The organism is Bifidobacterium angulatum DSM 20098 = JCM 7096 (assembly GCF_001025155.1).
Classification (GTDB): domain Bacteria; phylum Actinomycetota; class Actinomycetes; order Actinomycetales; family Bifidobacteriaceae; genus Bifidobacterium; species Bifidobacterium angulatum.
This window is the reverse complement of the sequence record NZ_AP012322.1, coordinates 1188059-1201883: the sequence shown is the minus strand read 5'-3', so window position 1 is coordinate 1201883 and position 13825 is coordinate 1188059. Positions and strand designations below refer to the sequence as shown.

Genomic DNA, 13825 nt, shown 5'->3' with positions numbered 1-13825 from the left:
TGGTGGGAGACGAGGATGGTTTGCTGCTTGTGCAGGTGTCTTAGCGGGTGACTTGGAACGTTGGGTTGCCGACTGCCGTGAGCATAATGGGAGTATGGCTGAAGACGAGTCGTTCAACGAGCGTGTGTATGCGGTGGTGCGTGGGATTCCGCGGGGCATGGTCGCCACGTATGGGCAGGTCGCGGCGCTGATCGGGGCGCCGCGCTGCGCGAGGCTGGTGGGGTATGCGCTGCATGGCAATCCGGAGCAGGGTGTGATCCCATGCCATCGCGTGGTGTTCCGTGATGGTTCGTTGGCGCCGGGGTTCGCGTTCGGTGGGCCTGACGCGCAGCGTGCGTTGCTGGAAGCCGAGGGTGTGGCGTTCATACCGCCGAAGTCGAACGGCAATGCCGGCGATGGGGGATGGAGGGTCGATTTGGCTCGCTGCCAGTGGCATGCCTAATGTGCGCCGCCTGTCATATCAGTGTGGCGTATCAGTGTGGCGGCCCCGTCGTAGCGAAGCAGACCCCTTGCCTCCAGGGTGCCGATATCCGCCATCACCTGGCCGATGCCGGCCATCGGCTTCTGCCCGCTGGTTTCGGGAGCCGTCTTGCCGACGGCGGCAAGCAACGCATCAGGCGTGGCACGTATGTGTTGGCGGTTGCATGAGCGGATCGCGGCGATCAGAGCTTGCTGCGACGGCGTTATGACGTGCTCCGCGGATTTGCTCGCATCGGAATCCGCGCAGATACCGCCGGTTCGTGCGCAACCGGTTGAGAAGCTGGTGGTTTCGCTGGTGACTTCGTACAGGGCCTGCGGTTCATGCGGTGCGTGGCAGAATTCGCCGATGCCGCTCGTGCGGGTGAGGATGATGGATTCGGATTGCGCTATCAGCCGGTTGCAGCCCGCATTATGCGGTACGGTGATGTCTCCCGGCACGGCCAAAACAACACGGTTGAGATCGTTGCCCCAACCTGCCGTGTTCAATGCACCTGAACGCAGGCGCGCCTGGGCCACCACCACCGTGGATGCCAATGCGGCGATGATGCGGTTGCGTAGCAGAAACCGCCGCGCCTCGGGAATGGTATTCGGGCACATCTCGCTGACCAGCGCGCCCCCGTTCGCCCGGATGGCTTCGAACAGACGCAGATTCGAGGAAGGACCGATATGGTTCAATCCGCCCGCGAACACCGCCACGGTCCGGCCTGCCGCATCAAGCCCGCGCTGCCGCAGTGCATCGAGCGCTCCCCAATGCGCCGCGGCATCCGCCCCCATCGCCCCGCCGGACACGATCAGATGCCCGTCCGCCGCGGCACGCAACGCCACTTCACGCGCCACCGTGCGCCCATAATCGGTCACACCACGCGAACCGACCACCGCCACCGGCGACGGGCAGCTCGTCAACGCCGCCATGCTGCCTACACCCCACAGGCATAGGGGAGCGGCCCAATCCTTATGCGTCGATAGATCTTCCAGCTGTGCAGGCCAGGCGCCGTCCTGCGGGCCGATGATCCACTGCGAACCATCCATGGTGAACCAGTCCTCCAACCCGTGCCAATCCAGCGAAGGCAGGCAATCCAGCCGCGCATGCCAGCCATCCAACGAACGTCGGAACACCTGCAGCGCCCGGTTGCCGGGCTTTCGCCCCCAGCGGGAGAGCCCGGTGAGAAACACGCCTTCAAGTTTGCGTGTTGCGGCGTCACACCCTGAAGCGCCCGGCTTGGATTCGATTATGAGCTGCAGAGCCTCGACCGCACCTTGTGCGCCCTTGATCGTTGCATACATCAGCGCATCCGCGCCGTCAAGGCAGAATGTCAGCACCGCGCGAGCCAGCGTGTCCTCCAACGGGCGGAAGCATGAGGACGGCTGCCTCGGAACGGCTGTGGTGGTCGTAATACTCAATATGGATCCTTTCCAAACGATTCCCGTAACGGATCACACATGCGTGCGCAATGCAATGCCCTGGGAGATCTCATCGTGTCCGGGACTTGTCAGCCCTTTGAGATCGGCCAGTGTCCAAGCCAGGCGCATGGCACGGTCGGCGCCGCGCAGACTCAGCCGCTGTGATTCCAATGCGCGGCTGACCGGTTCGAGCGCCTTATGGGATAAATGCTCACGCATCCACGTGCCCGAAGCCTGCGCATTACATATCCACCCCATATCGGCAAAACGTTCACGGGCCGTATCGCGGGCCGCGACGACGCGCGCGCGGATCTCGGCACTGCCCGTTCGCCGCTTGAACGTCTCCTGGCCGAGCAGCATGCCGGACACCGGCGGCACCTCGACCTGAATGTCGATGCGATCGAGAATCGGACCGGAAAGCCTGGCGAAATATCGTTGCCGCTCGCGTTGCGTGCAGGTGCAACGTTCGCCGGTGCCATACGACATGCCGCACGGGCAGGGGTTCGCAGCCATCACCAGCTGGAACGCCGCCGGATAATAGGCGGTCCCCTTGGAGCGGGATACCGCCACATACCCGGATTCCAGCGGTTCGCGCAAGGTCTGCAACGATCGTGCGGAGAATTCCGGCGCCTCATCCATGAACAGCACGCCACGATGCGCTTTCGTGATCGCACCGGGCATGGCCACGCCAGTGCCGCCACCCACAAGCGCTGCGGTGGAAGATGTGTGATGCGGCGCCTCGAACGGCGGCACATCGCTGATGCCGTAGGCCGGCAGCGTGCCGCACAGCGAACGAACCGTAGCCACTTCAAGCTGCTCGGATTCCGACAATGGGCACATGATGCCCGGCATACGCGAGGCGAGCATCGTCTTGCCCGAACCGGGTGGTCCGGTCATGAGCAGATGATGCCCGCCCGCCGCCGCGACCTCCATCGCCCATTTCGCATACTCCTGCCCGACCACCTCGCTCATATCGCCGATCACCGGGCTGACAAGCTGGCTGGCGCCATCCTCGCCCCCTCTGCTTGTGGGAATCTCATCGGGCAGACGGTAGCTCGCCTCACCGCCCATCATCTCGATGAGCTCGCCCACATGGCGTACGCCTCGCGTATCCAGCCCGTCGATCAGCTCGGCCTCATCCATGTTCGCCTGGGGCACGATCACCCGTTCCACGCCCTGCTCGCGGGCATGAAGCAAAATCGGCAGCAGACCATTCACCGGCAGCACTGTGCCGTCGAGGTTCACTTCGCCGACCACCACCGTGGACAGCAGGCTTTCAGGGGGTATCGTTCCCGCCGCGCTCAGCACCGCCGCGGCGATCGCCAGATCATAGGACGAGCCGCGTTTGGGCATCGACGCGGGGGAGAGATTCACCGTCACACGGGTCTGAGGCCAGGTAAAGCCGCTCGCCTGGCACGCCGACTTCACCCGTTCGCGCGCCTCCGACAGCGAGGTATCCGGCAAGCCGATGATGGAGAAATAGGGAAGCCCCGGACTGATGAACGCCTGCATCGTGACAGTGAACGCCTTCAAGCCGATAAGCCCCACGGAGAGTGCGCCGCCGATCGCCATCAGAACGCTCCCGGAATACGATGCACGGCCACCTGCCCGTCATGCACGCTTACCGTGACCACATCGAAACGCATGCCGTTATGCCTCAACAAGTGGCCGTTACGCTCCAGCCACTGCAATGCCGCACGTCGAAGATTCGTCTGCTTCGACGGTGTGACGGCCTCCTGCGGCGTGCCGAATCTCACACCTCGCCTGGTCTTCACCTCGACGAATATGATGCGGCGTTCGGGGCTCAATGCGATGATATCCAGCTCACCATAGCGGCAATGCCAGTTACGGGCGAGCACCAGCCAATCGAACCCCTCAAGCCAGGCCGCGGCATATGCTTCGCCGAGCGCTCCGACCTGACGGCTGGACACCGCATTGCCGGCAAGTCGGGCCTCGATGGTCTCCATCGCCTCGAGACGGGCTTCGTCGGACGAATAGGTTTTCTGCATAGTGTATGTATCGGTCATGGCTCCACAATGCCGGGGCGGGAACAGCGCCGGCAACCTGGATGGGCATTGTGGACGGGACCCTCTGCGCCGGGCGTGTCGTGGATAGCATGTGGACAAATCCGGGTAATCCACAATCGTGGAACATCGGCTGTGGGATTCGGCCCCGACGCCCATGGAATGCAAAACGGCACGACTGCAGCAATGCAGCCGTGCCGTTACCCAGGATGCGCGAATCCGCGAATCAGCGGTGCACCAAGCCCGTCAGCTCGTTCAGATTCAGTTCGAAACTCACGCCGCGCTCATCATGATGCGGCTGATACTGCGTGCTCTCCATGGCATGACGTACGAATTCGCCGGCGATGCGGGCGGACTCGGCCAACGACCTACCGGCCATCACGGCGCCGCACAGCGCCGAGGCGAACGCATCCCCCGTGCCGTGGACCATGAACGGCAGCTTGCCATGTGCCAATTCCCTCTTCCCCGTCGAGCCGGTGGCGGCGGACGCCACATAGTTGCGGATCATGCCGTCGCCGCGGTCGATGCCCTTGAGCACCACGTGCTTCGCGCCCAAATCCAGCAACGCATCGAGAACGCCATTCACCTGTGCGTCGTCAAGATCCTGACCGGGGTATGCCCGTCCGGTCAGAATGGACGCCTCGGTCAGATTCGGCATGAGCACATCCGCGCCGGACACCAGCGTGCCCATCGCCTCGCACAGTTCCGGGGTGTACGTGGGGTAGGTCTTGCCGCCGTCGCCCATCACCGGATCGACCAGACGAAGCGCCTGCGGGTATTCGTCGTACAGTCGCTTGATGATCGCGACCTGCTCGGCCGACCCAAGAAAACCGGAATACACGCCGTCAAGCTCCACATTCTCCTTGCGCCAGGCATCCAGATAGCCATTCAAAATCTCGGTCGTATCGTGGAACGTGTACACGGCATAGCGCGTATGCGCCGAGAACAGCGCCGTCGGCACCGGGCACGCATCGCAGCCGGCCGCCGACAGAATCGGAATCGCCGCCGTCAGCGAACACTTGCCATAGCCGCACATATCGTGCACCGCGGCCACACGCGGAATGTATTTCGGATCACGGTCGAACAGAATCTCATCACTCATAGCAAATCCTTCCTCTGCTTGCGGGTACTGCTCAGCGGTTTAACGGTGCCCATTGACCAATCGTCTTCAAGCGGAACGCCATTTGCGGGCCGGATGTTCCGGCATCAGGCATGACGATTCGGCGTGTCGCAGCGGGCCGCGGCAATCGTTTTCGGCGAACGCGGAAATGGGAAACGCCAATGATCCCAACGGTTGATAAGCGGGTATAGGCAAGTGCGATAACGTTCGGCTTGCATCGCGCTCACCGGTCGGATTATCGTCTCTACCAACACCTGGCCACCCGCCCTACACGGCACGGCGGGTGACTCAAGACAGACAACGAACCACTTCCCCCAAAGGAGCCGCACCATGGCAGAGAACAAGAACTACCGTTTCGAAACGCTGCAGCTGCACGTCGGCCAGGAGCAGGCCGATCCGGCCACCGATTCCCGCGCGGTGCCGATCTACCAGACCACCAGCTACGTCTTCCATAACTTCGACCATGCCGAGGCCCGCTTCGGTCTGGCCGACCCGGGCAACATCTACGGCCGCCTGACCAACTCCACCCAGGGCGTGTTCGAGGATCGCATCGCCGCCCTCGAAGGCGGCACCGCAGGCCTGGCCGTCGCATCCGGCGCGGCCGCCGTGGAATACGCGGTGCGCAACATCACCCAGAGCGGCGACCATATCGTCGCAGCCAAGAACGTGTACGGCGGCACCTTCAACCTGCTGCGCCACACCCTGCCGCGTGACGGTGTAAACACCACCTTCGTCTCCGCCGAGAACCCGCAGGAGTTCGAGGACGCCATCCAGGAGAACACCAAGCTCGTCTACTTCGAGACCTTCGGCAACCCGAACGCCGACCTGCCGGACTTCGAAGCCATCACCGCCATCGCCCACAAGCACCACCTGCCGGTGATCGTGGACAACACCTTCGCCAGCCCCTACCTGTTCCGCCCGCTGGAGCATGGCGCCGACATCGTGGTCGAATCCGCGACCAAGTTCATCGGCGGCCACGGCACCACCCTGGGTGGCGTGATCGTGGAAGGCGGCAAGTTCAACTGGGCCGAGGTGCCGGGCAAGTTCCCGACCCTGACCGAGCCGGATCCCTCCTACCATGGCCTTAACTTCTACGAGGCCCTCGGCGCAAGCGCCTTCGTGACCCGCGTGCGCGCCATCCTGCTGCGCGACACCGGCGCCACCCTGTCCCCGTTCGCCGCGTTCCTGCTGCTGCAGGGCACCGAGACCCTGTCCCTACGCGTCGAACGCCACGTGCAGAACGCGTTGAAGGTCGTCGACTACCTCAAGACCGTGCCGGAGGTCGAATCCATCTCCCATCCGTCCATCGAAGGCCGTAAGGACCACGATCTGTACCAGAAGTACTTCCCGAACGGCGGCGGCTCCATTTTCACCTTCGACATCAAGGGCGGCAAGGACGCGGCACGCGTGTTCATCGACAACCTGCACCTGTTCAGCCTGCTGGCCAACGTGGCCGACGCCAAGAGCCTCGTGATCCACCCGGCCTCCACCACGCACTCCCAGGAGACCGTGGAGGAGCTGGAGGATCAGGGCATCCACCAGGGCACCATCCGCCTGTCCATCGGCTTGGAGAACATCGACGACATCATCGAGGATCTCGAAGGCGGCTTCAAGGCCCTGCGCGAATCCGGTCTGGCCAAGTAAGCCGGCTCAGGCACGGCGGCGATCAGAGGGGTCCGAACGCCGCCGGTCTATGAAAACTGCACGCTTACTCGCTGGGACTCGCATCACGGAACACGTGATGCGAGCCCTTTTTCTATGGTCAATTCCTACAGCCAACGGCATAATCGTGTGCGGCGTGATACTGGGCACGTTGTTCGGCTGGCTTGGCGCATATGTGATCTTCGGGTTGTACGCGGATAAGACGATGCTCCCATTCGACTGGGGTACCAACGGCATCCTGCTCTCCGTGGCCGCGATCGCCGCGCTGCTGGCCAGCGTGTTCCCCGCTCGTCGCGCGGTGCGCACCCCTCCGGTGAAAGCGCTTACCGAAGCCTGACGACGCGCCGGACGGGTCGCATGATGGTGCCTGCGATGCCAGCACATGGTGCTGCCGGCATCGCAGGCGCCTTGCCATTTCGGCAGGTTGCTGCTTCGATAACCGTTGTGACTATTACGAATCGGACATTTGGCAAAACCGCCCGAAATGTGATCGAGGATGATGTGTCGCAGGGTGTACGGACTGGGTATATATTTGTAGGGAGATTTGGAACGTTCTGAGCACCTGTGGAAGGAACCCATATGACTGACACCGCTTTCACCGACTTCGTATGCAATGCGCACCCACAGCCTGATTCCGCCAACATCATCCAAGGCGACCGATGGCGTATCTGCCTGCTCACCGATGCGCTCGTGCGTTTCGAATGGTCCGACACCGGCCATTTCGAGGATCATGTCACCCAGACCGTACTCAACCGCGATTTCGGGCGATATGTGGAGCGCACTGTGACGCAGCGCGACTGCCGCATCGTCATTGACACCGAGCACCTGCACATCGATTACGACGGCAAGCCGTTCAGCAAGGAAGGCCTGTGCGTGGTCGTCAAGCACATCTCCAGCACCCAGTTCAACACCTGGCATTACGGCGACAAGACGAACGGCAATCTCAAAGGCACCGCGCGCACGCTCGACGAGGTGAACGGCAGCAGGAAATTCGGCCAGCCGCTTGAGATGGGCGACGGAGTGATCTCGCGTGACGGCTGGGCGATACTCGACGACTCCACATCGAATGTGATCGTGCTCGCCGACGAGGTGAACGGCAAACCGAACCCGTTCGGCTCCTGGGTCTCACCGCGCGACAAGGGGTGCATCGACCTGTACTTCTTCGGCTATGCGCACCGCTACATCGAAGCCGTGCAGGACTTCTACAGGCTCACCGGCCCGCAGCCGCTGCTGCCGCGTTTCGCATTCGGCAATTGGTGGAGCCGCTACTACCGGTACACGCAGTCCGAATACCTGGCGCTTATGGACCGCTTCAAGCGTGAGGGCATTCCGTTCACCACGTCCGTGATCGACATGGACTGGCATCTCGTGGACGGCATCGACCCGAAGTACGGTTCCGGATGGACCGGCTATACGTGGAACAGCGACCTGTTCCCCGACCATGTGGCATTCCTCGACGAGCTGCACCGCAAGGGCCTCAAGACCACGCTCAACGTGCATCCGCGCGACGGCATCCGCGCATTCGAAAGCGCCTACCCGAAGGCCGCCAGGCGCATGGGCGTCGATCCGGCAAGCGGTGAGAACCTCGAATTCGACCTGACCGACCCGGACTATATGGACGCCTATTTCGCCATGCACCACGATATGGAGGCCGAAGGCGTTGACTTCTGGTGGCTCGACTGGCAGCAGGGTGGCGTGACCCGCCAGCCCGGACTCGACCCGCTGTGGATCCTCAACCACATGCACTACCTTGATTCCGGACGCGACGGACGCTGGCCGCTCACCTTCTCGCGCTATGCCGGCCCCGGCTCGCACCGCTACCCGGTCGGCTTCTCCGGCGACACGGTGATCACCTGGGAATCGCTCGCATTCCAGCCTCAGTTCACCGCCACCGCGTCCAACATCGGCTACGGCTGGTGGAGCCATGATATCGGCGGCCACATGTTCGGCTACCGTGACGACGAGCTTGAAGCCCGCTGGTACCAGCTTGGCGCGTTCAGCCCGATCAACCGCCTGCATTCGAGCAACTCGCCGTTCTCCGGCAAGGAGCCGTGGAACTACACGGGAGACGTGCGCGCCTCGATGACCGCCTCGCTGCGTCTGCGCCACGCGATGCTGCCGTACCTGTACACCATGAACTACCGCGCCGCATTCGAAGGCCGGCCGATTGTGGAACCGATGTACTGGCAGTCTCCCGACACGTGGGCCGCCTATGAATACCCCGATGAGTTCCGTTTCGGCACCGAACTCATCGTGGCGCCAATCGTCAGTGCCGCCGACCGTAAGGTTGCGCGGGGACGTGCGGACCTGTGGCTGCCGCAAGGCGAATGGTTCGACTTCTTCGATGGACGTCGGTATGTGGCGCGTGGTGTGGACGGCCGTTCCATCACCGCTTGGCGCGCGCTCGACCGGATGCCCGTATTCGCCAGGGCCGGAGCGATCGTGCCAATGCAACGGCTGGGCGAGGGGAGCGAGGTCAACTCCGTCGCCAACCCGACCGCAATGCAGGTGTTGCTTTTCCCGGGTGCCACCGGTGAATTCACGATGCGCGAGGACGACGGCGTGTACGCGCATGCCGCTGCAGGGCGTACGGCCGACACGCAATTGCGTTGGCAGTGGCATGAAGGTGCTTCGGGGCATGCCGATGAAAGCACGGTGTTTACCGTCGACCCGGTATGCGGTGACGGCGCCGACGCGGCACCGCAATCGCGCGAGTGGACGATCACCGTTCGTGGTGTTGCCCGTCCTGCCCCGGGTCCGCTGGAATCTTGTGCCCATGTGACGGTTGGGAGCAAGACGGTGGCGGTGAGTCCATCCGATATCGCCTACGACGAAGCCGCAATGAGTCTCACCCTTACCGTGCGCGACGTGCCGACACGCCAGCAGATGCGTGTGGTGTTCACAGACGGACTGCGGATTGCACAGAACCCGGTGGAACAGGACTGCTATGAGATTCTGCTTCACGCGCAGATCCAGTTCCTCGCCAAGGAAAAGGCGCTGACCGCGATCCGCGAGGAAGGTGTGCATGCCATCGGATCGTTCGCCGCGATAAACAGGGGGCCGCGGTTCGACGGTGATTTCCTTACCGTGGATCTGCCCGAATCGGTGGTCAGCGCTTTGGAGGAGGTTCTGCTCAGAAGCTGAGTGCCGGCACTTCGCAGTCGCTTCCTGTATCGCTGAAGCTGATGGGGCGGATGGCGGTGACGGGATATCAGGCGGCTTATGGACACCAGTGTTCACCTGAAGGCCATCAAGGTTCACTTGGATTTCTTCTACGGGTCTCCTCCCGTACTTCCGCACGGCATAGCGTGTGCGTTGGCATCGCAAGATCCAATACACAACGCGGGAAGGCCCCGTGCGGAAGAAAGAAGAACATATGAACAAGCACAAGGCGCTCAAGGGCGCTGTCGCAGCATTCGCATCCGTTGCAGCGCTCGGTGCGATGGCGGCGCCGGCATACGCCGTGGACGGTACCTACAGTCCCAACGGCAAAACCGTATCCGAACTCGCCAAGCATGGCGGCGCGCAACGCATCGCCTCGATCGGCAATGAGAAGGCCAAGAACGTCATCCTCTTCCTTGGCGATGGCATGGGCGACTCCGAAATCACCGTCGCACGCGACTACCTCAAGGGCGCCAACGGTCACTTCGAGGGTCTCGACGCGGTAGGCCAGCCGGGTGCGCTCGGCGATGCCAAGGCAGGCACCGGCCAGTACACCACGTTCTCGCTGGGCAACGGCAGCAAGGACAGCGCCGTCGGCAAGGACAACAACGGCAGTCTCGCAGTCAATGCGAACCCAGGCAAGATCACCCCGGTCACCGATTCCTCCGCGTCCGGTTCGTCTTGGGCCACCGGCACCAAGACGTACAACAACGCCGTGGACGTCGACGTGTATGGCAATCCGCAGCTCAACCTCTTCGAACTGGCCAAAGCCGCAGGCAAGGCCACCGGCAACGTGACCACCGCTGAAATCCAGGATGCCACGCCGGCCGTGCTCGAATCGCATTCCACCGAGCGCGGCTGCTACGGCCCGCAAGGCAAGACCGACGGCACCTCCAATGACGCCCTGAAACGCTGCCTAGCCAATCAGCTCAAGGAGAACGGCGGCATCGGCTCCATCTCCGAGCAGCTGCTCGACACCCGTGCCGACGTGACCATCGGCGGTGGTTCCAAGTACTTCCGTCAGACCGTGCAGGGCGGCGAATACCAAGGCAAGACCGTGTGGGAACAGGCCAGGGAAATGGGCTTCCAAACCGTCGAAAACGACCCCGCCGCCATGAACGCCTTGCAATACAAGGACAACCAGCCGGTGCTCGCCCTGATGAGCGACGGCAACATGCCCACCAAGTTCAACCCCTCCAAGGCCACCGCCAAGGATCCGGCCAAGGACGCCAACCCGACCGTATGCACTCCGAACGCCGACTGGCTCGGCAACCAGGGCGTCTCGCTCAAGGACATGACCAAGAAGGCGCTTGATCTGTTGGGCGCCAATCCGAACGGTCAGAAGAACGGCTACTTCCTGCAGGTCGAAGGCGCGTCCATCGACAAGCAGGACCATGCCGGCAACGCCTGCGGTCAGATCGGCGAGACCGATGACTTCGACCAGGCCATCACCTATGCGCTCAAGAACGTCGACCTGAACAATACGCTTGTGATCGTCACCGCCGACCATGCCCACACCTCCCAGATCCTCAACGCCCAGCCGGCTTATGCACTGTCCACCGTGCTCAAGACCGCCGACGGCATCAACATGGTCGTCTCCTACGGCACCGCGCAGGATGACTCCCGCGACGAGGACGGCGGCTACAACGGCGGCGATATGGAACACACCGGCACCCAGCTGCGCATCGCAGCCTCCGGCCCCGGCGCCCAGCGCGTCACCGGCCTGACCGACCAGACCGACAACTTCTACACCATCGCCGGAGCGCTCGGACTGGCCACCTCCACCGAATCCCAGAGCGCACTGTCATCCAACGCCGAAGTCAAGGTCAACGCGAACAACGGCGCATACACTGCTGAAGCCACCGGTTTCAACGGCGATGCGGTGCTCTCCTACGAGCTCAAAGACAAGACCTCCGGCAAGACCCTGGCGACATCCGACTCCAGCACCCCCGTTTCCGGCGTGCGCGTGAAGACCGCACAATCCACCGGCATCGCCCTGGACAGCATCACGGAAGGTGGCGAGTACACGCTCACCGTGACCGGTCGACAGTCCGGCAAGACCGTCAGCTTCGACTTCCAAGCGCCCGCGCAGGGATCTTCGGACACGAAGGCCGACAACACCGAACCCAGCGGCACTATCGCCTCCGGCAAAGCTCAGAACGGCGCTGAACAGAACATGCTGGGCAAAACCGGTGCCGCGCTGATCGCCATCGCCCTGGCCGCCGCCATCATGGCAGCTCTCGCAATGCTGATCAAAACCGCCAAGGCCGCGAAGAACGAGCGTTGACGCAACGCTGACGCAAACAGCCTGACATAAACCGTTGCCGTCCGACCCGTTCTACAGCGAACGAATCGGACGGCAACGATATTTATGCCGGCATAAGGCCGGCCGATGTACAGGAGCCGGAATCGGAAGACGGCCGAATCAGACCAGATGATTCTCGTAGGCGAACACCACGGCCTGCACACGGTCGCGGGCGTTGATCTTTGCCAGATATGCGCCACATGCGTCTTCACCGTAGGCAGACCGATGAACAGCTTGTCCGCGATTTCCTGATTCGACAGACCCCGCGCGATTTCGATCAGCACCTCGCGCTCGCGGTCGGTAAGCTCATCGAGTTCCGGATCGGTGTATGTGGGCTGGGCCGGGGCGGCCGTCAGACCGGCACCCGTGGTCATCCTCTCGATCAGGCGTTTGGTGGCGGATGGCGCGATGATCGCATTGCCTCGGTATACCGTGCGGATCGAGCTCAGCAGCGTCTCCGGTTCGGTATCCTTCAACAGGAACCCTGAAGCTCCGGCATTGATCGCCGCCATCACATATTCATCCAAATCGAATGTCGTCACAATAATCACCTTGGTACGGGCGACTTCTGATTTCGTGCCGTCGGCAGCGAACCGATGCTGCAATGCGCTGATCTGCCGAGTCTATTCGACCATTGCCAGGCATGGAACAGACCTGGTGGGCATCCACCGTCAGTGTGGAAAAGAGTCGTATTGGCTTGAGCCTCCGCAGGATGGTGTGCTCTTCGACGATTGATGAATCAATGGCATGAGGCGTCTCATTTTTGCTCATTCTCAAGGATGAGATGATAATTCAGACCAACGCATGATATTTGAATCAGCTGTTTTTCCGTAATTTTGGAGGTAATCCAAAGAAAGGAATGACGGCATGGATATCAGGGACACCATCAAAGCTACCAATACGGCCATTGCAACCGTGGATCTTGTGAAGGACTACGGTTCCGGGAATAACACGGTGCATGCATTGCGTGGCGTCAACGTCGCTTTTGAACAAGGAAAATTCACGGCGATTATGGGACCCTCTGGTTCCGGCAAATCCACGTTGATGCACACGTTGGCAGGACTGGATTCCGCAACCGGCGGGCACATCATATTCAATGGCGACGATCTGACTCGCATGAACGACAACCAGCTTACGTTGCTGCGCCGCCGCGACATCGGATTCATCTTCCAAAGCTTCAACCTGCTGCCGATGTTCACCGCCGAACAGAACATTCTCATGCCATTGACCTTGGCTGGAGCGAAACCCGACCGACAGTGGTTGCGTCTGCTGGTGGAGACACTTGGTCTTAAGGAACGTCTCAATCATCGTCCGAACGAACTATCGGGAGGTCAACAGCAGCGTGTGGCCATCGCACGAGCATTGATCACCAAACCGAAACTAGTATTCGCAGACGAGCCCACCGGCAATCTTGACTCCGTATCAAGCGCCGAAGTGCTGAGCTTCCTGAAACGTTCCGTCAATGAACTTGGCCAAACCATCATCATGGTCACGCATGATGCGGTCGCCGCGTCTTACGCCGACCGTGCGCTCGTGTTTGCCGACGGCCAGATTGTGACGGACGTGAACAATCCGACAGCAGACCAGATGAGTGAACTGTTGATGAAGGAACGCGAAGCCGCCACAATGAATGCGGCTTCCGCGAGACATTCCCACTAAACGCACTGTAGA

9 protein-coding genes and 3 pseudogenes are annotated in these 13825 nt (G+C 61.8%); 7 read left to right on the top strand and 5 right to left on the bottom strand.

All coding sequences use genetic code 11. The annotated features are described in order from the left end of the window. The first annotated feature begins 94 nt into the window (after positions 1-94). Positions 95-442, top strand: coding sequence for an MGMT family protein (locus BBAG_RS04875; protein WP_003826646.1), 348 nt, complete (start codon positions 95-97; stop codon positions 440-442). Here BBAG_RS04875 and BBAG_RS04870 read toward each other — a convergent pair. From BBAG_RS04870 to BBAG_RS04855, 4 genes are all read right to left on the bottom strand, one after another. Beyond that, complete coding sequence (locus BBAG_RS04870; RefSeq protein ID WP_407921654.1) at positions 439-1881, bottom strand: DNA-processing protein DprA; 1443 nt, start codon at positions 1879-1881, stop codon at positions 439-441. The two genes, BBAG_RS04875 and BBAG_RS04870, sit on opposite strands and share 4 nt — an antisense overlap. A gap of 33 nt (positions 1882-1914) precedes the next feature. Next, positions 1915-3453: a YifB family Mg chelatase-like AAA ATPase gene (locus tag BBAG_RS04865; RefSeq protein WP_003826642.1), complete on the bottom strand. Its 1539-nt coding sequence runs from the start codon at positions 3451-3453 to the stop codon at positions 1915-1917. Beyond that, the gene (locus BBAG_RS04860) at positions 3453-3908 is read right to left on the bottom strand and encodes a YraN family protein (protein WP_003826640.1); all 456 of its coding nucleotides are present in this window, start codon (positions 3906-3908) and stop codon (positions 3453-3455) included. Before BBAG_RS04860 ends, BBAG_RS04865 begins: the two co-directional genes overlap by 1 nt. Positions 3909-4131: 223 nt before the next feature. Then, positions 4132-5007, bottom strand: coding sequence for a pyridoxamine kinase (locus BBAG_RS04855; protein ID WP_003826637.1), 876 nt, complete (start codon positions 5005-5007; stop codon positions 4132-4134). Positions 5008-5355: 348 nt separating this feature from the next. Here BBAG_RS04855 and BBAG_RS04850 point away from each other — a divergent pair, with 348 nt between their 5' ends. The 4 genes and pseudogenes from BBAG_RS04850 to phoA all read left to right on the top strand — a co-directional run bounded on the left by BBAG_RS04850 (position 5356) and on the right by phoA (position 12136). Further along, complete coding sequence (locus tag BBAG_RS04850; RefSeq protein ID WP_003826633.1) at positions 5356-6669, top strand: O-acetylhomoserine aminocarboxypropyltransferase/cysteine synthase family protein; 1314 nt, start codon at positions 5356-5358, stop codon at positions 6667-6669. Positions 6670-6814: 145 nt separating this feature from the next. Beyond that, positions 6815-7024, top strand: a pseudogene (locus BBAG_RS04845) (hypothetical protein); the annotation flags it as partial. Positions 7025-7266: 242 nt separating this feature from the next. Beyond that, complete coding sequence (locus BBAG_RS04840; RefSeq protein ID WP_047750114.1) at positions 7267-9831, top strand: glycoside hydrolase family 31 protein; 2565 nt, start codon at positions 7267-7269, stop codon at positions 9829-9831. A gap of 232 nt (positions 9832-10063) precedes the next feature. After that, a complete protein-coding gene (gene phoA, locus BBAG_RS04835) occupies positions 10064-12136 on the top strand; it encodes an alkaline phosphatase (protein WP_003826628.1) in 2073 nt (690 codons plus the stop codon). 138 nt (positions 12137-12274) lie between these two features. On the opposite strand, the pseudogene BBAG_RS08475 reads toward phoA, so the two are convergent. Beyond that, positions 12275-12777 (bottom strand): annotated as a pseudogene (locus tag BBAG_RS08475) (LuxR C-terminal-related transcriptional regulator); the annotation flags it as partial. Between BBAG_RS08475 and BBAG_RS08840 the strand changes: the two are divergent. Further along, a pseudogene (locus BBAG_RS08840) lies at positions 12774-12889 on the top strand (Lrp/AsnC family transcriptional regulator); the annotation flags it as partial. The pseudogenes BBAG_RS08475 and BBAG_RS08840 sit on opposite strands and share 4 nt — an antisense overlap. 132 nt (positions 12890-13021) lie before the next feature. Beyond that, on the top strand, positions 13022-13813 hold the full coding sequence (locus BBAG_RS04830; protein WP_003826623.1) for an ABC transporter ATP-binding protein: 792 nt from the start codon (positions 13022-13024) through the stop codon (positions 13811-13813). The last annotated feature ends 12 nt before the right edge of the window (positions 13814-13825 follow it).

Excerpts from the sequence above, each read along its gene's own strand:
- BBAG_RS04875 (WP_003826646.1), top strand. The coding sequence starts at position 95 with ATGGCTGAAGACGAGTCGTTCAACGAGCGTGTGTATGCGGTGGTGCGT.
- BBAG_RS04840 (WP_047750114.1), top strand. The coding sequence starts at position 7,267 with ATGACTGACACCGCTTTCACCGACTTCGTATGCAATGCGCACCCACAG.
- BBAG_RS04860 (WP_003826640.1), bottom strand. The coding sequence starts at position 3,908 with ATGACCGATACATACACTATGCAGAAAACCTATTCGTCCGACGAAGCC.
- BBAG_RS04865 (WP_003826642.1), bottom strand. The coding sequence starts at position 3,453 with ATGGCGATCGGCGGCGCACTCTCCGTGGGGCTTATCGGCTTGAAGGCG.
- phoA (WP_003826628.1), top strand. The coding sequence starts at position 10,064 with ATGAACAAGCACAAGGCGCTCAAGGGCGCTGTCGCAGCATTCGCATCC.
- BBAG_RS04830 (WP_003826623.1), top strand. The coding sequence starts at position 13,022 with ATGGATATCAGGGACACCATCAAAGCTACCAATACGGCCATTGCAACC.
- BBAG_RS04855 (WP_003826637.1), bottom strand. The coding sequence starts at position 5,007 with ATGAGTGATGAGATTCTGTTCGACCGTGATCCGAAATACATTCCGCGT.
- BBAG_RS04850 (WP_003826633.1), top strand. The coding sequence starts at position 5,356 with ATGGCAGAGAACAAGAACTACCGTTTCGAAACGCTGCAGCTGCACGTC.